Source organism: Streptomyces sp. NBC_01474 (assembly GCF_035918215.1).
Taxonomy (GTDB): domain Bacteria; phylum Actinomycetota; class Actinomycetes; order Streptomycetales; family Streptomycetaceae; genus Streptomyces; species Streptomyces aureus.
Window position 1 is genome coordinate 4,170,748 of the sequence record NZ_CP109449.1, and the last position, 20,266, is coordinate 4,191,013.

Here is a 20,266-nt window from a genome sequence, read left to right on the forward strand (position 1 = left end):
TCCTGCACGGGGATTGACCTTGGTCCGACCCCGCCCGTACGTTCACCGAGCAGCCCCGCTCGGCAAGCCGGCCGGCGGCGGCCCGTAGGAGGTCGTGCCCGTGCGCCCCACCGCTCCAGTGCTCCTCAGCGCCACTCTGCTCATCGCCGCGACCGGCCTGACGGCCTGCAGCAGCGGCTCCGGGGACGACCCGGACACCGTCAGGATCTCCTTCAAGCAGTCGACCGACAACCAGATACGTGTCATGGACAAGTACCTGGCGTCGATGAAGACGCAGTTCGAGAAGGACCATCCGGGCAAGAAGGTGAAGCTGGTGCCGATCAAGGCGCCGGACTCCGAGTACTACACCAAGCTCCAGCAGATGCTGCGCTCCCCGAAGACGGCACCCGACCTGGTCTACGAGGACACGTTCCTCATCAACTCGGACATCACCAGCGGCTATCTGAAGCCCCTCGACGCGTATCTCGCCAAGTGGCCCGACTGGAACCAGTTCATCGACACGGCGAAGAACGCGGCCAAGGCCCAGGACGGCAAGACGTACGGCGTCCCGGACGGCACGGACACCCGCGGACTCTGGTACGACAAGGGCATCTTCGCGAAGGCCGGCATCAAGACCCCCTGGCAGCCGAAGACCTGGGACGACGTCCTCGACACGGCCCGCACGATCAAGAAGAAGGTCCCATCCGTCACCCCGCTCAACGTCTACACGGGCAAGCCCGGCGGCGAGCAGTCGGCGATGCAGGGCTTCGAGATGCTCCTGTACGGGACGGGGTCGGGCACGGCGGACCCGCTGTACGACAGGTCGTCCAACAAGTGGATCACCGCGGGCAAGCCGTTCAAGGACGCGCTGAACTTCGTGAAGACGGTCTACGGCGAGAAGCTCGGCCCCGACGTCTCCGACGCCCTCGACCCGAACATCGGCACCCGGGTCCGCGGCGAACTGCTCCCCAAGAGCAAGCTGGCGATCAACCTCGACGGCTCCTGGCTCCCGCAGGACTGGCTGAAGGGCAGCGGCCACGAGTGGCCCGAGTGGTCGCAGAGGCTGGGCCTCGCGCACATGCCGACGCAGGACGGCCAGGCCCCGGGCAAGGTCAGCATGTCGGGCGGCTGGACGTGGTCGGTCCCGTCGAAGGCGTCCAACCCCGACCTGGCCTTCGAGTTCATCAAGACCATGCAGACCAAGGCCAACGCCCAGAAGTGGTACATCGCCAACTCGGGCATCGCGGTACGCAAGGACGTCGCGGCCGACCCGGCGTACGTGAAGGCGCAGCCCGGCATCAAGTTCTTCACGGACCTGGTGGCGTCGACCCACTACCGGCCCGCGTACCCGGCGTACCCGAAGGTCTCCACGGCCATCCAGGAGGCGATGGAGTCGGTCACGACCGGCGACAGCTCGGTCGAGAAGGCGGCGAGTACGTATGACGAGCAACTCAAGACGGCGACGGACGGCAAGGTGATCACCAAGTGAAGGTGGGGCGGGGCGGTGCACGCCGCCCCCTGACACGCGCCCTGCCCCTGGCCCCTTCCCTGGTCCTGCTGCTGCTCTTCCTCGCCGGCCCGATCGCGTACTGCGCGTACATCGCCTTCACGGACCTGCAGTTGACGGGCCAGGCCCACTCCTCCTTCGTGGGCTTCGACAACTTCACGGCCGCGTTCAGGGACGACGCGTTCCTGAACGCGGTCTGGCTCACCCTCGTCTTCACCGTCCTGTCCTCGCTCATCGGCCAGAACACGCTGGGCCTCGCCCTCGCCGCGCTGATGCAGCGCGCGTCGAAGCCGGTCCGCACGGTCACGGGCGCGGTCGTGATCTGCGCGTGGGTCCTGCCCGAGGTCGTCGCCGGCTTCCTCCTCTACGCGTTCTTCCGCCGCGAGGGCACGCTCAACGCGATCCTGGACTGGCTCCATCTGCCCACCCAGAACTGGCTGTTCACGCTGCCGATCCTCGCGGTGTCCTTCGCGAACGTGTGGCGCGGGACGGCGTTCTCCATGCTGGTCTACTCGGCGGCACTCGGCGAGATACCCAAGGAGATCACCGAGGCGGCGGAGATGGACGGCGCGGGCGGCTGGCGCCGCATGTGGCACATCACGCTGCCGATGATCCGCCGCTCCATCGGCACGAACCTCATGCTGAACACCCTGCAGACGCTGTCCGTCTTCGGGCTGATCTGGGTGATGACACGAGGCGGGCCCGGAAACCGCAGCCAGACCCTGCCCCTGTTCATGTACGAGCAGGCCTTCCAGAAGAGCATGATCGGCTACGGCACGGCGGTCGCCCTGCTCCTCCTGGTCGTCGGCTCGCTCTTCTCGCTGGTCTATATGCGCCTGCTGCGCTCGGAGGCCTGAGTGTCCTCACCCCGCACCGTCCGCCACCGCCTCGCGGCCGACGCCGGACTCCTGATCGTCGCCGCGGCGTTCGTCCTGCCGCTGGCGTGGGTGGTCCTCTCCGCCCTCGACGCGCACGCGAACCTCCAGGTGAAGATCCCCGACGGCGTCACCCTGGACAACTTCGACGCGGTCCTGACCCCCGACATCACCTTCACGCCGCTCCTCAACAGCCTGCTGCTGTGCGGCGGCGCGACCCTCCTGACGGTGGCGAGCGCGGCCCTCGCGGCGTACCCGCTGTCCCGCTACCGATCCCGCTTCAACAACCCGTTCCTGGCGACGGTCCTGTTCGCCACGTGCCTGCCCATCACGGCGATCATGGTCCCGGTCTACGCGCTCTTCGTGCAGGTCAATCTGATCGACACGATGCAGGGCACGATCTTCTTCTTCGCGGCGTCCCAACTCCCGTTCGCCATCTGGCTGATGAAGAACTTCATGGACGGCGTCCCGAAGGAGCTGGAGGAAGCGGCCTGGACGGACGGAGCGTCCTCGTTCCAGTCCCTGATCCGCATCGTGCTCCCCTTGATGGGACCCGGCATATCGGTGGTCACGGTCTTCTCGTTCGTCATGATGTGGGGCAACTTCTTCGTCCCCTTCATGCTGCTGCTCACTCCCGAACAGATGCCGGCCTCGGTGAGCATCAACGACTTCTTCGGCAACCGGGGCACAGTCGTCTACGGCCAGCTGGCAGCCTTCTCGATCATCTACTCGACGCCGGTGATCCTGCTGTACGTCCTGGTGGCCCGGCGCTTCGGCGGGGGGTTCGCGCTGGGGGGTGCGGTCAAGGGCTGACCGGCCGAGCCGCCTGCCGCACCCTCGCGCCCCGCACTGATCGACGGGCCGCCCGGCCGTCCCCTCAGCCGATCGGCACCGGCATCCTCACCACGTCGTACGCCAGGCCGATCGTGTTGCCCGTGGCCGGGTCGGTCAGTTCCACGCGCCAGTGGGGGGCGAACTGGTCGACGCCCTCGGCCATCGGGATCGTGCCGGAGATCAGGACCGTGCCGGGCACCAGGTCGCCGCGTTCGCGCAGGACGTCGGCCCAGTAGGCGGGCGTGAGCAGCTCGGCCAGGGTGCCGTCCTGGATCAGGGTCTCCTGGCCGTCGTGGGTCACCCAGGCGCGCAGGGTCAGGTCGTCGAGGCGCTCCTGCACTTCGGCGAGGCGCCAGGCGCGGCGGGCGAGGACGTCGGGGCTCGCGTTCTTGCTCCAGGCCACGCCGTGCACCTCCAGCTCGCGGTCGGTGTGGTCGCAGGCGGCCGTCAGGAGCAGGTCTCCGTCCTGGTCGACGACCAGCGCCCACTCGGCCTCGCCGGAGGTGCGCCCGTGCTGGACGCGGACCTGGTCGGTGTGCTGGGCGAGGTAGGGGGAGACGGGGTAGAGCGCGGGGGTCACGGACGGCGCGGGCACCCCCAGCTCGGCGAGTTCCGCCACGTGGGCGGCGACGTCGTCCTGGCTGCGCCCGGCATATCCGGCGTTGAGCACCTGCACGACATCGACCTTGCGGGTGGTGCCGTCGGGCAGTTCGAAGGTCAGCAGCGCCATGGGGTTTCTCCACATCGTTCGCGGTATCGGGGAGGTTAACTTTGCGCGGAAGGCTTGCGCATACGACCTGTATACAAGAAGTATGCCGGAAGGTCGACAGTTAACCTCACCCAAGGAACCTCAGGGACGGACGTCGTGAACCACACCAGCACGAGCACGGAAAAGACCCCGCTCGGCGGGTCCGCGGTCCGCCGCGCATTCTTCGCCAGCCTGACCGGAACCGCACTGGAGTGGTACGACTTCGCCATCTACTCCGTCGCGGCGGCGCTCGTCTTCGGCGACGTCTTCTTCCCCTCGGAGGACCCCGCCACCGGCACCCTCCTCGCGTTCTCCACGTACGCCGTCGGCTATGTGTCGCGCCCGCTCGGCGGTTTCGTCTTCGGCCGCCTCGGCGACAAGCTCGGCCGTAAGAAGGTCCTGATCGCGACCCTCGTCCTGATCGGGGCCGCCACCCTCGCCATCGGCCTGCTCCCCTCCTACGCCACGATCGGCGTCGCCGCTCCGCTCACCCTCGTGATACTCCGCTTCGCCCAGGGCGTCGGCGTCGGCGGCGAGTGGGGCGGGGCGGTGCTGCTGTCCAGCGAGTTCGGCGATCCGCGCCGGCGCGGCTTCTACGCCTCGGCAGCACAGATCGGCCCGCCGGTCGGCAACCTGCTCGCCAACGGCGTACTCGCCGCCCTCGGCGCTCTCCTGACGGAAGCTCAGTTCACGTCCTGGGGCTGGCGCGTGGCGTTCCTGCTCTCCGGTGTGCTCGTCTTCTTCGGCCTGTGGATCCGCGCGAAGCTCGAGGAGACCCCCGTCTTCAAGGCGATGGAGGCCGAGCAGAAGCGCCCCGAGGCCCCGATCCGCGAGGTCTTCACGACGCACCCGCGCGCCCTGGCGGCCGCGATCCTCAGCCGGGTGGCCCCGGACGTCCTGTACGCGCTGTTCACCGTCTTCGTCCTGACCTACGCGACCGGCGAGCTCGGCATGTCCCGCGGCTCCGCCCTGGCCGCCGTCCTCATCGGCTCCTCCCTCCAGGTCTTCCTGATCCCGCTGGCCGGCGCCCTCTCCGACCGCGTCAACCGCCGCGTCCTGTACGGGGTCTCGGCCGCGGCCGCCGGTGTGTGGCCGTTCCTGTTCTTCCCGATGATCGGCGGCGGGAGCTGGCCGCTGCTCGCACTCGGCGTCGTGGTGGCCCTGGTCTTCCACTCCGCGATGTACGGGCCGCAGGCGGCCTTCATCGCCGAGCAGTTCTCCCCGCGGCTGCGCTACACCGGCTCCTCGCTCGCGTACACGCTGGCCGGTGTCATCGGCGGCGCCGTGGCGCCCCTGCTGTTCACGGCGCTGCTCGACGCGTACGACTCGTGGATCCCGCTGGCCCTCTACGTCGCGGGCACCGCGGTCGTCACCATCGCCGGGCTGTGTCTGGGCCGCGACGGCGACCCGGGCGACGAGGAGCTGCTGAGCGGCGAACCGGCCCGCTCCCCCGCCGCGTCGACGGCATCCTGATCCCCGGACCACGCATTCCCGAACCCCCACACGAGGAGGAACGTCTCATGCGTATCGCGCTGAGCCAGATCACCACCGGCCCCCGCCCCGAGGAGAACCTCGCGCTCCTGCGCGAGCAGGCCCGTCTCGCGGCGGACGCGGGCGCTCGCGTCGTCGTCTTCCCGGAGGCCGCGATGGCCTGCTTCGGGACCCCGCTGACGCCGCTGGCCGAACCGCTCGACGGCCCCTGGGCCACGGCGGTGCGCCAGATCGCCAAGGAGGCCGAACTCGTCGTCGTCGCGGGCATGTTCACCCCCGCCCCGGACGGAAAGGTGGCGAACACCGTGCTCGCCACCGGCCCCGGCGTCGAGGCGGCGTACGACAAGATCCACCTCTACGACGCCTACGGCTTCGCCGAGTCCGACACGGTGGCACCCGGGTCCGAGGTCGTCACCTTCGACGTCGACGGCACCCGCATCGGCCTCGCGACCTGCTACGACATCCGCTTCCCCGAGCTGTTCAGGGCCCACGCCGACGCGGGCGCGGTCCTGTCCGTACTCCCCGCCTCGTGGGGCGCGGGCCCGGGCAAGCGGGAGCAGTGGGAACTGCTGATCCGCGCCCGCGCGCTCGACGCCACGCTCTGGCTCGCCGCCGTGGACCAGGCCGACCCCGCGGCCTCCGGCGTCCCCGCCGCGTCGAACGCCCCCACCGGCATCGGCCACAGCGCCGTCGTCGGCCCGGACGGAACCGTGCGCAAGCACCTCGAAGAGGGACCGGGGCTGCTCATCGCGGACCTCGACCTCGCCGAGGTCGCCTCGGTCCGCCGTTCCATCCCGGTACTGGCCAACCGCCGCCTTTGACGACGAGCCGGACGTACGGCAGGCCGGCTATCCCGCGAGCAGCACCTTGAGCGTCGACTCCAGGTGGCTGTCGATCGCGGTGCACGCGGCCTGCCGGTCTCCGGAGGCGATCGCGTCGAGGATCGCCTCGTGCTCATGGAGCACGGACTCCTGCCGGCCGTGCTGGTTGAACAGCGCCACCACCCCGGCCCGGATCTGGCGGCTGCGGAGCCCGTCGTAGTGGCGGTCGAGCAGGGCGTTGCCCGCCGCCGCCACGATCGTCGCGTGGAAGAGGTGATCCACCGCGATGAACTCCTTGGCGTGCTCGGCCCCGCTGAGCGTGCGCTGGCGGTCGAGCAGCGCGGTCAGCTCGGACACGGGGGCCCTGCCCCCGGCGATGACCCGCTCCGCGGAGTACCGCTCGACAATGCCGCGCAGTTCCATCAGCTCGGTGATCTCCCGCCCCGACAGCGGCACGACCTGCGCCCCGCGCTTGGGGACCAGCCGTACGAGGTCCTCGGCGGCGAGCAGCAGGAGTGCCTCGCGGATCGGGGTGCGGGAGACGCCGATCCGGTCGGCGAGCTCCTGCTCGGAGAGGAACTCCCCTTGCCTGTCCGGGTCCGCGAGCACGTTCTCCTTGAGAAACGCGTATGCCTTGTCCCGTCCCGACGTCACGACCGCCCCCAAAGTTGCATACAAGAAGTATACGGATCTGGTTACCGGGAGTCCCGTCCCCGTAGGTTCCTACGACAAGTAACCCGGTGCGAACAGACCGTAGCCACCGGCAATTCTCACACCTACCGTGTGCCCGTGCACCCAAGCGACTCCGCCCCGCCGTTCAACGCCCCTGCCGCCCGACGCCTCCGTGAGGCCCTCGGGATGGCGCCCGGGCATGTCGCTTACGGCATGCGCGCCTCGTACGGCCAGCATCACGTCACGCCCGACACGATCGTCGCCTGGGAGCGTGGGCTCACCTCGCCGACCTCGGCGGAGCTCACCGCGCTCGCGGGTTCCCTTTGGTGCTCGCCGGGTGATCTCATAGGCGCGGCGCGGACGCTGCGCGAGCACCGGATGGCCCGCGGCATCGCGCCGGAGGACGTGGCGCGCACGGTGGGGGTGGAGATCCATTCGTATCTGCGGATGGAGGAGACCGGCGAGTGGCGCGGCAACGAGCGCCAGTCGGCGACCCTCGCCGAGGTGCTCGGCCTTGCGCCGCCGGACTTCGCGACCGTCACGGGCCGCGACGAGCAGCTGGCGGACTTCCTGCGCAGCGCGGTGACCACGCGCTGGCAGGCGTACACGCGCCCGATCACCAAGCTCGTCCCCGTGCACAAGGGTCGACTGGAGGAAGCGCTCCAGGAGATGCAGCTCGAGTACCAGGCGCTGATGGCCGCGACGCTCAGCTGGGGCGGCGGGCCGGGGCGCGAGTCGGGCGAGGCCGGGCGGGAGTTCCTCGACGGGATCCTCGACGAGTTCTGGTCGAGGATGCACACGTCGTAGGCGGTAGCCGGACCGTGGAGTTCTAGAAGACCGATTCCGCCTCGTCCATGCGGTCCTTCGGCACCGTCTTCAGTTCGGCGACGGCCTCGGCGAGGGGGACCATCTCGATCTCCGTGCCGCGCAGCGCCGTCATGCGGCCGGAGACGCCCCGGTGCGCGGCCTCGACGGCGTGCCAGCCGAAGCGCGTGGCCAGGACCCTGTCGTACGCGGTCGGGGTGCCGCCGCGCTGGACGTGGCCGAGAATGACCGGCTTCGCCTCCTTGCCGAGGCGGCGCTCCAGCTCGAACGCGAGGGCCGTGCCGATGCCCTGGAAGCGCTCGTGGCCGAAGCGGTCGATCGCGCCGGTCTGGTAGTCCATCGTGCCCTCGGCGGGGTGCGCGCCCTCGGCCACGCAGATGACGGCGAACTTCTTGCCGCGCGCGAAGCGTTCCTCGACCATCTTGACCAGGTCGGCCGGGTCGAAGGGCCGCTCGGGCAGGCAGATGCCGTGCGCGCCGCCCGCCATGCCGGACTCCAGGGCGATCCAGCCCGCGTGCCGGCCCATCACCTCGACGACCATGACGCGCTGGTGGGACTCGGCGGTGGTCTTCAGCCGGTCCATGGCCTCCGTGGCGACGCCGACGGCGGTGTCGAAGCCGAAGGTGCGGTCCGTGGCGGAGATGTCGTTGTCGATGGTCTTCGGGACGCCGACCACGGGCAGGCCCGCGTCGGCGAGCATCCGGGCCGCGGTCAGCGTGCCCTCGCCGCCGATGGGGATGAGGACGTCGAAGCCGATCTCGGTGGCGAGTTCCTTGGCGTTCTCGCAGGCGGCGCGGAAGCGGTCGCGCTCGAGCCGGGAGGAGCCGAGAATGGTGCCGCCGCGGGCGAGGATGCCGCTCACGGCGTTCAGGTCGAGGGTGCGGTAGCGCCCGTCGAGCAGTCCCGCGTATCCGTCCTCGAAGCCGATCACCTCGTCGCCGTGGTGCGTGACGGCGCGGTGCACGACCGACCGGATCACTGCGTTCAGGCCAGGACAGTCGCCGCCGGCGGTGAGAACTCCGATACGCATCGTGCGTGTCTCCTGCTCGCTGTTGAGACTTGTGAGCCGCTCCGATTCTTTCACGGCCGTGGGGGCGATGCGGGTCACCGCCGGCCGCGGGGGCCCGTGCGGCGGGTGTTCCGGGGCTCTTTCGGCCCCCGGACCAGGGCCTTTGTCCGGCGGGCGACTTAGCCACCCCCGGAGGTATTGTCAAGAGGGCACGGCTACGACTTTCATCAGAGGCCGGTTCAGCGGCCGAATCTCTGCGGCAGAGGCCCCTTCTCTGCGGCCCGTCCAGCGAAAGGGAGAGCACGCGTGACGCGCAGCGTGTACGTGACCGGGATCGACCGGGGTGACGGCCGGCAGGTCGTGGAGCTGGGAGTCATGGAGCTCCTGACCCGGCAGGTCGACCGGGTGGGAGTCTTCCGCCCGCTCGTCCACGACGGTCCCGACCGGCTCTTCGATCTGCTGCGGGCGCGCTACCGCCTCTCCCAGGACCCGGCGACGGTCTACGGCCTCGACTACCACGAGGCGTCCGCCGTGCAGGCCGAACAGGGCACCGACGAACTGGTCTCACGCCTCGTGGAACGCTTCCACCAGGTCGCCCGCGACTACGAGGTCGTCCTCGTCCTCGGTACGGACTTCGCCGACACTCAGCTCCCCGACGAGCTGGCCGTCAACGCCCGCCTCGCCAACGAGTTCGGAGCGTCCGTCATCCCCGTGGTGGGCGGCCGCAAGCAGACCCCGGAGTCCGTGCACGCCGAGACCCGCAACGCGTACCGCGCGTACGAGGTCCTCGGCTGCGACGTGCTCGCGATGGTCGTGAACCGGGTGGCGGCGCAGGACCGCGAGGAGATACGCGAAAGCCTGACGGCCCATCTCCCGGTCCCCACCTACGTACTGCCGGACGAGCCCGCCCTGTCCGCGCCTACGGTCTCCCAGATCACGCAGGCCCTCGGCGGCGAGGTGCTGCTCGGCGACGACGCGGGCCTCGCGCGCGACGCGCTGGACTTCGTGTTCGGCGGCGCCATGCTGCCGGCGTTCATCAAGGCGCTGACGCCGGGCTGTCTGGTCGTGACACCCGGGGACCGCGCGGACCTCGTGGTGGGTTCGCTTGCCGCGCACAGCGCCGGCACCCCGCCGATAGCGGGCGTGCTGCTGACCCTCGACGAGCGGCCCGGCGAGGAGATCCTGACGCTCTCCGACCGCCTCGCGCCCGGCACGCCGGTGGTGGCGGTGAAGGGCGGTTCCTTCCCCACGGCGGGTGAACTGTTCGCCATGGAGGGCAAGTTGAACGCGGCGACGCCCCGCAAGGCGGAGACGGCGCTCGGCCTCTTCGAACGGTGGGTCGACACGGCCGGCCTGCTGGAGCGCGTCTCGGCACCGAGCAGCGACCGCGTCACCCCGATGATGTTCGAGCACAAGCTCCTGGAGCGGGCCCGCGCCGACAAGCGTCGCGTCGTGCTGCCCGAGGGCACCGAGGAGCGCGTCCTGCGCGCGGCGGACGTCCTGCTGCGCCGCGGGGTGTGCGACCTGACGCTGCTCGGCCCGGTGGAGCAGATCCGCAAGAAGGCCGCCGACCTGGGCGTCGACCTGGTGGACTCGCAGCTCATCGACCCGGCCACGTCGCAGCTGCGGGACCGGTTCGCCGCCGAGTACGCGCAGTTGCGCGCCCACAAGGGCGTCACGGTCGAGCTCGCGTACGACGTGGTGGCGGACGTGAACTACTTCGGGACGCTGATGGTGCAGGGCGGTCTCGCGGACGGCATGGTGTCGGGTTCCGTGCACTCGACGGCCGCGACGATCCGCCCCGCCTTCGAGATCATCAAGACGAAGCCGGACGCCGCCATCGTGTCGTCCGTCTTCTTCATGTGCCTCGCCGACAAGGTCCTCGTGTACGGGGACTGCGCGGTGAACCCGGACCCGGACGCGCAGCAGCTCGCCGACATCGCCGTCCAGGCGGCCGCCACCGCCGAGCAGTTCGGCGTGGACCCGCGGATCGCGATGCTGTCCTACTCGACGGGTACGTCGGGCTCGGGCGCGGACGTCGACAAGGTACGCAAGGCCACGGAGCTGGTGCGCGAGCGGCGCTCCGACCTGAAGATCGAGGGCCCCATCCAGTACGACGCGGCGGTCGAGCCGTCGGTGGCGGCGACCAAGCTGCCGGGCTCGGAGGTCGCGGGCCAGGCCAGCGTGCTGATCTTCCCCGACCTGAACACCGGCAACAACACGTACAAGGCCGTGCAGCGTTCGGCCCGCGCCATCGCGGTCGGTCCGGTCCTGCAGGGTCTGCGCAAGCCGGTCAACGACCTGTCGCGCGGCGCGCTCGTGCAGGACATCGTCAACACGGTCGCCATCACGGCGATCCAGGCCCAGACGCCGGCCTCCTGACCCCTACGAAGAGGTAAGCACCTGTGACCGCCACGCCCAGCCGAGTTCTCGTCCTCAACTCCGGCTCCTCGTCGCTGAAGTACCAGCTGCTCGACATGGAGAGCGGCGCCCGGCTCGCCGTGGGCCTTGTCGAGCGCATCGGCGAGGAGACGTCCCGCCTCAAGCACACACCGCTGACCGCGGGCGGCGGCGAGGCGCGCGAGGTGAACGGCCCGATCGCCGACCACGACGCGGCCCTGAAGGCGGTCGCCGGGGAGCTGGCCCGCGACGGGATGGGCCCGGACTCCCCCGAGCTCGCCGCGATCGGCCACCGGGTGGTGCACGGCGGCATGTTCTTCACCGAGCCGACCGTCATCGACGACGCGGTGCTCGCGGAGATCGAACGGCTGATCCCGGTCGCGCCGCTGCACAACCCGGCCAACCTCACGGGCATCCGCACCGCGATGGCGCTGCGCCCGGACCTGCCGCAGGTCGCCGTCTTCGACACGGCGTTCCACACGACGATGCCGGAGTCGGCGGCGCGCTACGCGATCGACGTGAAGACCGCCGACGAGCACCGCATCCGCCGCTACGGCTTCCACGGCACGTCGCACGCGTACGTGTCCCGCAAGGCGGCCGAGCTCCTCGGCAAGGCCCCCGAGGAGGTCAACGTCATCGTGCTGCACCTGGGCAACGGCGCCTCGGCGTCGGCGGTGCGCGGCGGCCGGTGCGTGGACACCTCCATGGGCCTGACGCCCTTGGAGGGCCTGGTGATGGGGACGCGTTCGGGCGATGTGGACCCGGCCGTCATCTTCCATTTGATGCGGGTGGGCAACATGTCCGCCGACGAGATCGACGTACTGCTCAACCAGAAGAGCGGTCTCGTCGGTCTCTGCGGCGACAACGACATGCGGGAGATCCGCCGTCGTATCGATGAGGGCGACGAGGAGGCGCGGCTCGCCTTCGACATCTACATCCACCGTCTGAAGAAGTACATCGGCGCCTACTACGCGGTGCTCGGCCGGGTGGATGCGGTGGTGTTCACGGCGGGGGTCGGCGAGAACGCGGCGCCGGTGCGCGAAGCTGCCGTCGCGGGGCTGGAGGAGCTGGGCCTCGCGGTCGACGGCGAGCTCAATTCCGTACGTTCGGACGAACCGCGGCTGATCTCGCCGGAGTACGCGCGGGTGGCGGTCGCCGTCGTCCCGACCGACGAGGAACTGGAGATCGCGCGGCAGACCTACGCCCTCGTGCACGACTCCGCGTCCCGCAACGACTGAGCGCACCACCGCCCATTTGTAGATTCCACCAGACGGAATATTCCGTAGCGAAACAAACCGATAGGATCGCCCCCATGCGCCGTTCCAAAATCGTCTGCACGCTGGGCCCCGCCGTCGACTCCGAAGAGCAGCTCGTTGCGCTGATCGAAGCCGGCATGAATGTGGCCCGCTTCAACTTCAGCCATGGCACGCACGCCGAGCACCAGGGGCGGTACGACCGTGTCCGGGCCGCCGCGGAGAGCACCGGCCGCGCCGTCGGCGTCCTCGCGGACCTCCAGGGCCCCAAGATCCGTCTCGAGACCTTCGCCGAAGGCCCCGTCGAGCTGGTGCGCGGTGACGAGTTCACCATCACCACCGACGATGTGCCGGGCGACAAGTCGATCTGCGGCACGACCTACAAGGGTCTGCCCGGCGATGTCTCCAAGGGCGACCAGATCCTCATCAACGACGGCAACGTCGAGCTGCGCGTCGTCGAGGTCGACGGGCCGCGCGTGAAGTCGATCGTCGTCGAGGGCGGTGTCATCTCCGACCACAAGGGCATCAACCTGCCCGGCGCGGCCGTGAACGTGCCCGCGCTGTCCGAGAAGGACGTCGACGACCTGCGCTTCGCCCTGCGGATGGGCTGCGACATGGTCGCCCTGTCCTTCGTGCGCAACGCCGACGACGTCCAGGACGTCCACAAGGTGATGGACGAGGAGGGCCGCCGGGTCCCCGTCATCGCCAAGGTGGAGAAGCCGCAGGCGGTCGACAACATGGAGGGCGTCGTCGCGGCGTTCGACGCCGTGATGGTGGCCCGCGGTGACCTCGCCGTCGAGTACCCGCTCGAGAAGGTCCCGATGGTGCAGAAGCGCCTCGTGGAGATGTGCCGCCGCAACGCCAAGCCGGTGATCGTCGCGACCCAGATGATGGAGTCGATGATCACCAACTCGCGCCCCACGCGCGCCGAGGCGTCCGACGTCGCCAACGCGATCCTGGACGGCGCGGACGCGGTCATGCTGTCCGCCGAGTCCTCCGTGGGCGCCTATCCGATCGAGACCGTGAAGACGATGTCGAAGATCGTCGTCGCGGCCGAGGGGGAGCTCCTGTCCAAGGGTCTCCGGCCGCTCGTGCCCGGCAAGAAGCCGCGCACACAGGGCGGTTCGGTCGCCCGCGCGGCCTGCGAGATCGCCGACTTCCTGGGCGCCAAGGGCCTCGTGGCCTTCACCCAGTCCGGCGACACGGCCCGCCGCCTGTCCCGCTACCGCGCGGCCCAGCCGATCCTGGCCTTCACCACGGACGAGGGCACCCGCAACCAGCTGACGCTGAGCTGGGGCGTCGAGTCGCACATCGTGCCGTACGTCGACAACACCGACGCGATGGTCGACCTGGTCGACGCCGAGATGGTGAAGCTGAACCGCTTCAACGACGGCGACACCGTGATCATCACGGCCGGTTCGCCCCCCGGCGTCCCCGGCACCACCAACATGGTCCGGGTGCACCACCTGGGCGGCGGAGAGCGCGACTGACGCCTCCTCAGGCTCATCGGCCCCGTACGACACACTGAGGGCGCCACCTGGTTCAGGTGGCGCCCTCAGTGGTGTGCGGCTCCCGGACGGGCCCTTGGCTGCGCGCGGCAGCAGGATCAGCCGGTGAGGTACTGGTGGAGACCCGGCACGTGCAGGTTGCCACCGAACTGACCGGCCTGCTGGACCTTCACGTTCGTGAAGTAGATCAGCGGGATGTTCAGCGGCGGCGGGTGCTCCGCGTCGAACGTGATCGGGATCAGCCCCAGGAGGTTGCCCGAGATCGACTCCGTGTACATGGTGGTCTTCCCACCACGGATGGTGGACGTGGTGCCCTTGCCGGCCTGGACGTGGTACGTCTTGCCGTCCGGGCCGACGACCGTCTGGTGCAGGTCACCGATGTCGGTGCCGTCCGAGATGACGTACTTCAGGACCTTCTTGACCGTGCCGTTGGGCGTGCGCACGTTCACGATGCCCTGGTAGTCCGCGCCCTTGAGGGTCAGCGAACTGGCCTCCAGGCGCCACGAGTCGTTCGGGACCTGAGCAGGGGTCTGCTCGTTGCCGCCCTCGGCATCCGTCGCCGCCGGGCAGTTGTCCGGCACACCGGTCTCGCCCGCCGACGGCGTGGGGACCACCTCGGTGACCTTGCCCGCGGTGTCGTCGACGGCCTTTCCGGCCTTGTCCACCGTGTCCTTGACCGTGTCCCCGACCTTGTCCGTCGTGTCCTTGACGGGCTTGGTGACCTTGTCGACGGTGTCCTTGACGGTGCCGCCCACATCCGTGGACTTGGACGCCGAGGCCGAGGGGGTCGGGGTCGCCGACTCCTTCTGATCCGGCGTCAGCAGGTCCTTGAGCGCGTCGCCGACACCCAGCGGGTCGAGCGGGTTCTTGGTCTCGGTGGGCGTCGGGGTCGGCGTGGCCGTCTTGCTGCCGGCCGTGCTGTCGTCCGAGGGCGCGTCCGTGGACTTGGACGCGGAGGGCGACGGGGTGGGCTCGGCCTTGTCGCCCGAGTCCGCCTTGCCGTCCGACGTGTCCTTGCTCGCGGACGCCGAGGGCGACGGGGTGGGCGAGGCGGACTCGTCCCCCTTGTCGCCGGCCGCGTCCTTGCCGTCCTCGGACGCCTTGATCGCGTCGGCGCACGCCTTGTAGTCGTCCGCCGAGAACTTGGTGGGGTTGTCCTTGGCCTGCGCGAGCGTGGGGGTCAGCCCCATGCCCATGAGTACGGCCGTGGGCATCGCCGCGATGGCGATGGCCTTGCCCGCGGGCATGTGCAGCCTGTTGAACAGATGCTTTCTGGGGGCTGCATGCCGCGGCCCGGTTCTCTCACGGAACTCTGCCGCAGAGTTCTCGTGGCGCACCTCGTCAGCCGGCACGGTGCCTCCCGTTCGTCCCGTCGTTACCGCTCGTGCTCGTTCCTGACAGATCGTCCGACGCGCCACCGAAGGCATCGAAGGCCGCCGTCTCGCCCTTCGGGGAGTCGGCGTCGTCCGCGGACTTCACGCCGCCGGTCTCCGTCTTCGCAGCCCGTGAGGGCCCCCAGGAGATGCCGAGAGCGCCGCCGAGCAGCGCCAGCAGGAAGCCGATGACAAAGCCACCGAAGTTGGAGACCACCAAGGAGACCAGGGCGAGCAGGATCGCCGCGACGCCCGCGAAGACGCGGGACATCGGCTGGAACCAGAGCGTCAGGCCGAGCACCACAAGCAGGACGCCGATGATCAGCGAACCGGCGCCGGCGGTCGTCGACATCCGGATGGTCATCGAGCCGAGCGTGAGGTTCGCGTACGGGAAGTACATGATCGGAATGCCGCCCAGCAGCGTCAGCAGACCACCCCAGAATGGGCGCTGACCGCGCCACCCTCGGAACGATCGGCGCGTCTGGCCGAGCCTGTCGCCCAGCCCTGCTTGCGCTTCGGCGCTCATGTCGTACAGCTCCTCGGGAATGGCGTTGTTCTGTGGTGATGGTGCGTGTCGGATACGGGCACGGGGACGTCCCGGAGCTTCCCGCTCGCCCCCGCGCCCGGCCGTTCAGCGCTGTGAGTGAGCTAGACCCTGGGGCCTAGTAGCACTCGTGTGCGCCCTTCTGCACCTGCATGTGCAGGCCGGAGAGCTTGAAGGTGCCGGCCGTGGTCGCCCACGCGCGCTGCTTGACATCTTCGAAGTGCACCGAGTCGGCCTGCTGCGAGAACGAGTCCGGGACGTACTTGTCGCCCTTGGACGGACCCGGACCCTTGGTGGTCGAGTCGATACCGACGCCGATGTCGATGTTCTTGAACGTGGCGTTGGTCGACAGGTCGTCGGCGTCGATGTAGAGCTTCTTCGCCTCGACGCGGGGGCCGCCCGCACCGCCCGCGCTGAGCTTCATCGACACGTCACCGAAGACCGGCACCGGCACGACGACCGACTGGCACAGGTTGGTGATCTTCGCCTCGTTGAGGCCGACGACGGCAACCGGGTGCGCACCCGACTTACCGCTGTCGAGCGCCCCGTACTGGACGAATCCCGTACCGTCGAGCGAGTCGGCCGTCACCTTGAACGACTGACCCGAAACACTGAACGATGCCGCAAGCGCACCCTGCGAGAGGGCCACGCCTATCACGGCTGTCGCCGCGACGCTCGGCACCATGACTACGGCGAACCGCTTCCATCTGGTTCCGCCACGAGCCACGGACTCCATGACTTTCCTCCTTCTCGGACGTACATCTCCGGCCCTGACAGCACCACTTGGGGTGCTCAGCCGGGCAGGGATGGGAGAAGTGCTACGTCCTCGGGAAGGAGAGCGCCCGCATCGGGGAGCGCAATGGCACCCGAATCACCGGCGATCACCCCCGAGCGACAACCACTGGTCGCACCTGACAGTCACGCGCAACCTGCTGGACAGGCCCTGCCGTGAAGCAGAGACCCCCCTGCCCAAGGCCGGCGGCACTGCTACCGGCCTGCTCGGTGGGGACCCTGAAACCCCGCGACCCGATTGGCTGTCGGACTGCGGGATGAGGACCGAGCGTCGCCGATCGTGGTGCATTCTCGGCGCGGACACAAGGGGGTTCGTTACTCGCTAGTAACGGACGGATAACCGAACGACGACCGGGTGGCATCCCCCGACAACACAGGGTGGCGTCAAGCGAGTTGCCAAAACAGAGGAAGCAGGGGCGTAACCGGACAGAAGATGACCCCTGACTTACTCCAAGTAACAGCGGCCGCCTTTACCAAGTTTTGGTAAAGCGCGACCGCTGTGTACCCGCGGGAACAGAACTTTCACCTGGGCACCACATCGCCCGGCGTTTAGGAACTGGTCAGAAACGGCTCAGAAGAGAACCCGGGCCAGAGCCGTACGGCCCGTCACCACACGCGGATCGTCGGAGCCGACCACCTCGAAGAGTTCGAGCAGTCGCACGCGCGCGGCGTCCCGGTCCTCGCCCACCGTGGCCTTCACCGTGTCGACAAGTCGGCCGAACGCGTCCGCGACATGGCCTCCGACCAGGTCGAGGTCGGCGGCGGCGATCTGCGCCACCACGTCGGAGGGCCGGTCCGCGGCGTCCTGACGGACCTTCTGCGGATCCAGGCCCTGCACGCGCAGGAGCAACTCGGCCTGCCCCAGGCCGAGCTTGGCCTCGGTGTTGCCGGGGTCGTCGTTCAGCACGTTCTTGTACGCCTGGACGGCACCGGCGAGGTCGCCGGCGTCAAGAGCCTGCACGGCCGCTTCGAGCAGAGCGTCGTGCGGACCGGCCGGAGCCTCCACGACCGGTGCAGATCCCTCCGCATCGGGGTCGACCGTGATGCCGGTCAGGCCGAAGCGCTCCTCGGCGACCTCGATCAACTGGTCGAGCGTCCCGCGGATCTGCTCGGCCGGCGCGGCCCCCTGGAAGAGCGGCAGAGCCTGTCCGGCCACCACCGCGAAGACCGCCGGGATCCCCTGGACCCCGAACTGCTGCATCAGCATCTGGTTGGCGTCGACGTCGATCTTGGCGAGCACGAACCGGCCGTTGTACTCGGCCGCGAGGCCTTCGAGCAGCGGGCTCAGCTGCTTGCACGGCTCGCACCACTCCGCCCAGAAGTCGATGACGACGGGCACCTCGGCCGAGCGCTGGAGGACATCGCGCTCGAAACCGGTCTCGTCGACGTCGATGACGAGGCTCGACGGGGAGACGGCCCCGCCGCCGCCCTGCCGCGCGGACTCGGCACGCGCCTGCTCCGCCTTCGCCTTGGCCTCCTGGGCCGCCTTCACCGCGGCGAGGTCGACGACTCCGCTCATGGACATGTTCCGTGGCTGCATGAGTACATCCTCCCCCTTCCGCGGCGCGTTGTGGGCCGGGACCACCCGTCGCGGCCTCCCGCCGGACTGCGGGCGCCGTCAAGGATGTGGTCGCGGACCTGGTCTGCGGCCCCAAGAGGGGCCGTTCTGCGGCCCGAAGGGGCCTGTTCGGCGCCGGGTCCCCACCCGGTACCTCGTGGTTGTCGCAAGGCTCACTGAGCTTTCGCTACGACTCGTAGCGTAACTCTCGCGCGGGCCGCGTGGGGAGGGGGTTCCGGTGATCTTCGCTGTGGTCTGCCTCACGGCGCTATCCCTACCGGCCGGTATGGTCACTTTCATGCAGAGCCGCACCCCCTCGCCCCTCCCGAGAACGGGCCGCCCCCGAAGCGCCGCCGCCGACGCGGCGATCCTCGAGGCGACCCGTGCGGCGCTGGTGGACCTCGGCTGGTCCAAACTCACGATGGGCGACGTGGCAACCCGCGCGGGCGTCGCCAAGACGACGCTCTACCGGCGCTGGGCAGGCAAGAACGAGCTCGTCGTGGACGCGGTCGCGGTCCTCTTCGACGAGCTCGAACTTCCGGACAACGGCAGCCTTGCCGCCGACATCGGGGGTGTGGTCCTCCAGTTCGCGGCGCTCCTGAACCGCCCGGAGACCAAGACGGCGCTGATGGCGGTGGTCGCCGAGTCGACGCGCGACGAACCGCTGCGCGAGCGCATCCGCACCTCGATCGTGGACCGGCAGAAGCGTCTGGTCCTGGAGGGCCGCGCCCGCGCCCACGCACGCGGCGAACTCCCCCTCGAAGCCGACCCGGCCGCCGCCGCCCGCACCGCCGACCTCATCTTCGACGTGGTCGCGGGAGCCGTGGTGCACCGCACGCTGGTGAGCGCGGAGCCGGTGGACGAGGAGTGGGTCGACCGGTTCACCTCGCTGCTCCTGGGCGGACTCGCCTCCGTACAGTCCTAGGGCCTCTCGCCTGACTCAGGATCAGGCCGAGCTCCGTCAGCTGTTCCAGGCGCAACTGCCCAGCGTGGCACCCTTCTTGGCGACCAGTCGGGCCGTCTCGTCCGCCGGCAGGACGCGGGTGTGCGAGGCCCGGCACACGACCGTGCGGTCCCCGTGTCCGGCGAGGTCCACGAGGATCTGGTCCCAGTGGCGGTACTGCACGTCGTGCGCGGAGTCCGCGTAGGTGCGGACCGTGACGCGGTCCGCGGGGAACTGCTGCCGCCAGGTCGCGAGGGTGGCCGGCGGGACCGTGGTGTCCTTGTCGCCGCCGTACAGATGGACGGGGGCCGTCAGCTTCGACAGGTCGGGGCCCGGCCGCTCGCAGTACAGCCTCTGCTCGTGGACCTGCGGCGCCGGATCGGCCTGCTGGCCACGCTGGTTGTAGGTGCGGGCGCCGTCCTCGTACGCAGTGTCCGCGAAGCCCGGGATGGACTTGACCGGGCTGTCGTCGGGGAACGCCCACCACTTGCGCGGGTCGGTGATGGAATCCTTCAGGGCAGCGGCGAGCGCGTCGTCGGACATCGCGCAGTACGCGGGCTTCTCGCCGTACGGGGGCAGGGCGGCGGCCAGGTGCAGGGCGGAGACGCGGCCGGGCGCGCGGGCGGCGAGTTCGGCGGCGTAGGGACCGCCTCCGGAGATCGCGACGATCCTGAACTTCTCGACGCCGAGGCGGTCGAGCACGTCGAGGGCGTCCCGCGCGAAGTCGGCCTTGCCGAGGGCGGGATCGTACGCGGTGTCGCCGAAACCGTTGCGCTCGACGGAGATCAGCCGCAGGCCCAGGTCCGCGCGCGTGGTGCGGAAGAAGTCGGTCATGTGGACGGCCCGCGCGCTGGTCCCGGTGCCGCCTATGTAGAGGACCGGAACGCCGTCGCGCGGGCCCGAGTCGGTGTAGTGGGCCGTACGCCCGGAGGGCAGCTTCGCGGCGCGTACGTCGGGGCCCAGCGGGTCGAAGGTGTTCTGTACCTTCGGCTCGGCCGGCGGGCTCGCGCTCACCGCCCCGGATCCGCCGAGGACCATCCCGCCGAGCAGGGCGAGGGCGGCGCATCCGACGGTGGTGGTGGTGCGGTTGAGTCCGGACAGGCGCACGGGAGCTCCAGGGGCAGGCGACGATCG

The 20,266-nt window shown here is 69.7% G+C and carries 18 protein-coding genes; 10 read left to right on the forward strand and 8 right to left on the reverse strand.

Annotated elements, in window-relative coordinates:
- The first annotated feature begins 100 nt into the window (after positions 1–100).
- Genes OG758_RS18995 through OG758_RS19005 form a run of 3 tightly spaced genes read left to right on the forward strand, consistent with a single transcriptional unit; the run spans position 101 to position 3,174 of the window.
- Positions 101–1,468: an extracellular solute-binding protein gene (locus OG758_RS18995; RefSeq protein WP_382060857.1), complete on the forward strand. Its 1,368-nt coding sequence runs from the start codon at positions 101–103 to the stop codon at positions 1,466–1,468.
- Positions 1,465–2,343 (forward strand): carbohydrate ABC transporter permease, encoded by an 879-nt coding sequence (locus OG758_RS19000; protein WP_326711115.1) that lies wholly within the window; start codon positions 1,465–1,467, stop codon positions 2,341–2,343. Before OG758_RS18995 ends, OG758_RS19000 begins: the two co-directional genes overlap by 4 nt.
- Positions 2,344–3,174: a carbohydrate ABC transporter permease gene (locus OG758_RS19005; protein WP_116509760.1), complete on the forward strand. Its 831-nt coding sequence runs from the start codon at positions 2,344–2,346 to the stop codon at positions 3,172–3,174. It abuts the gene before it with no gap.
- Positions 3,175–3,238: 64 nt separating this feature from the next.
- Here OG758_RS19005 and OG758_RS19010 read toward each other — a convergent pair whose 3' ends face one another.
- Entirely contained in the window at positions 3,239–3,925 is a 687-nt protein-coding gene (locus OG758_RS19010; RefSeq protein WP_326711116.1) for a DUF2848 domain-containing protein, read from the reverse strand.
- 135 nt (positions 3,926–4,060) lie between these two features.
- Here OG758_RS19010 and OG758_RS19015 point away from each other — a divergent pair, with 135 nt between their 5' ends.
- A complete protein-coding gene (locus OG758_RS19015; RefSeq protein ID WP_326711117.1) occupies positions 4,061–5,416 on the forward strand; it encodes an MFS transporter in 1,356 nt (451 codons plus the stop codon).
- Between the two features lie 47 nt (positions 5,417–5,463).
- Positions 5,464–6,255, forward strand: coding sequence for a carbon-nitrogen hydrolase family protein (locus OG758_RS19020; protein ID WP_326711118.1), 792 nt, complete (start codon positions 5,464–5,466; stop codon positions 6,253–6,255).
- A gap of 27 nt (positions 6,256–6,282) precedes the next feature.
- Here the strand turns inward: OG758_RS19020 and OG758_RS19025 are convergent, their stop codons facing one another.
- Entirely contained in the window at positions 6,283–6,909 is a 627-nt protein-coding gene (locus OG758_RS19025; protein WP_326711119.1) for a GntR family transcriptional regulator, read from the reverse strand.
- A 129-nt stretch (positions 6,910–7,038) separates the two neighbouring features.
- Between OG758_RS19025 and OG758_RS19030 the strand changes: the two genes are divergently transcribed.
- Complete coding sequence (locus OG758_RS19030; RefSeq protein WP_372565237.1) at positions 7,039–7,734, forward strand: helix-turn-helix domain-containing protein; 696 nt, start codon at positions 7,039–7,041, stop codon at positions 7,732–7,734.
- A 22-nt stretch (positions 7,735–7,756) separates the two neighbouring features.
- Here OG758_RS19030 and OG758_RS19035 read toward each other — a convergent pair whose 3' ends face one another.
- Entirely contained in the window at positions 7,757–8,782 is a 1,026-nt protein-coding gene (locus tag OG758_RS19035; protein ID WP_100595810.1) for an ATP-dependent 6-phosphofructokinase, read from the reverse strand.
- Positions 8,783–9,067: 285 nt separating this feature from the next.
- Here OG758_RS19035 and pta point away from each other — a divergent pair, with 285 nt between their 5' ends.
- The 3 genes from pta to pyk all read left to right on the forward strand — a co-directional run bounded on the left by pta (position 9,068) and on the right by pyk (position 13,904).
- Positions 9,068–11,143, forward strand: coding sequence for a phosphate acetyltransferase (pta, locus tag OG758_RS19040; protein ID WP_326711121.1), 2,076 nt, complete (start codon positions 9,068–9,070; stop codon positions 11,141–11,143).
- A gap of 23 nt (positions 11,144–11,166) precedes the next feature.
- Entirely contained in the window at positions 11,167–12,399 is a 1,233-nt protein-coding gene (locus OG758_RS19045) for an acetate kinase (RefSeq protein ID WP_326711122.1), read from the forward strand.
- A 74-nt stretch (positions 12,400–12,473) separates the two neighbouring features.
- Positions 12,474–13,904, forward strand: a complete 1,431-nt coding sequence (gene pyk / locus OG758_RS19050; RefSeq protein ID WP_326711123.1) for a pyruvate kinase — start codon at positions 12,474–12,476, stop codon at positions 13,902–13,904.
- A 116-nt stretch (positions 13,905–14,020) separates the two neighbouring features.
- On the opposite strand, the gene OG758_RS19055 is transcribed toward pyk, so the two are convergent.
- The 4 genes from OG758_RS19055 to OG758_RS19070 all read right to left on the reverse strand — a co-directional run bounded on the left by OG758_RS19055 (position 14,021) and on the right by OG758_RS19070 (position 18,171).
- Complete coding sequence (locus tag OG758_RS19055; protein WP_382060855.1) at positions 14,021–15,274, reverse strand: hypothetical protein; 1,254 nt, start codon at positions 15,272–15,274, stop codon at positions 14,021–14,023.
- Positions 15,264–15,821 (reverse strand): DUF6114 domain-containing protein, encoded by a 558-nt coding sequence (locus OG758_RS19060; protein ID WP_326711125.1) that lies wholly within the window; start codon positions 15,819–15,821, stop codon positions 15,264–15,266. The genes OG758_RS19055 and OG758_RS19060 overlap by 11 nt, the downstream gene beginning before the upstream one ends.
- Positions 15,822–15,957: 136 nt before the next feature.
- Entirely contained in the window at positions 15,958–16,575 is a 618-nt protein-coding gene (locus tag OG758_RS19065) for a DUF6230 family protein (RefSeq protein WP_100595816.1), read from the reverse strand.
- 627 nt (positions 16,576–17,202) lie between these two features.
- Positions 17,203–18,171, reverse strand: a complete 969-nt coding sequence (locus OG758_RS19070; RefSeq protein WP_326711126.1) for a tetratricopeptide repeat protein — start codon at positions 18,169–18,171, stop codon at positions 17,203–17,205.
- 316 nt (positions 18,172–18,487) lie between these two features.
- Between OG758_RS19070 and OG758_RS19075 the strand changes: the two genes are divergently transcribed.
- Complete coding sequence (locus OG758_RS19075; RefSeq protein WP_326711127.1) at positions 18,488–19,114, forward strand: TetR/AcrR family transcriptional regulator; 627 nt, start codon at positions 18,488–18,490, stop codon at positions 19,112–19,114.
- A 36-nt stretch (positions 19,115–19,150) separates the two neighbouring features.
- Here the strand turns inward: OG758_RS19075 and OG758_RS19080 are convergent, their stop codons facing one another.
- Positions 19,151–20,239 carry an alpha/beta fold hydrolase gene (locus tag OG758_RS19080; RefSeq protein ID WP_326711128.1) on the reverse strand — a complete coding sequence of 363 codons (1,089 nt, stop codon included), beginning with the start codon at positions 20,237–20,239 and terminating at the stop codon, positions 19,151–19,153.
- Between the last annotated feature and the right edge of the window lie 27 nt (positions 20,240–20,266).

Bases quoted from the DNA above. Each gene is read 5' to 3' on its own strand.
- OG758_RS19065 (WP_100595816.1), bottom strand. From the start codon at position 16,575: ATGGAGTCCGTGGCTCGTGGCGGAACCAGATGGAAGCGGTTCGCCGTA.
- OG758_RS19075 (WP_326711127.1), top strand. From the start codon at position 18,488: ATGCAGAGCCGCACCCCCTCGCCCCTCCCGAGAACGGGCCGCCCCCGA.
- OG758_RS19035 (WP_100595810.1), bottom strand. From the start codon at position 8,782: ATGCGTATCGGAGTTCTCACCGCCGGCGGCGACTGTCCTGGCCTGAAC.
- OG758_RS19070 (WP_326711126.1), bottom strand. From the start codon at position 18,171: ATGCAGCCACGGAACATGTCCATGAGCGGAGTCGTCGACCTCGCCGCG.
- OG758_RS19060 (WP_326711125.1), bottom strand. From the start codon at position 15,821: ATGAGCGCCGAAGCGCAAGCAGGGCTGGGCGACAGGCTCGGCCAGACG.
- OG758_RS19010 (WP_326711116.1), bottom strand. From the start codon at position 3,925: ATGGCGCTGCTGACCTTCGAACTGCCCGACGGCACCACCCGCAAGGTC.
- pyk (WP_326711123.1), top strand. From the start codon at position 12,474: ATGCGCCGTTCCAAAATCGTCTGCACGCTGGGCCCCGCCGTCGACTCC.
- OG758_RS19020 (WP_326711118.1), top strand. From the start codon at position 5,464: ATGCGTATCGCGCTGAGCCAGATCACCACCGGCCCCCGCCCCGAGGAG.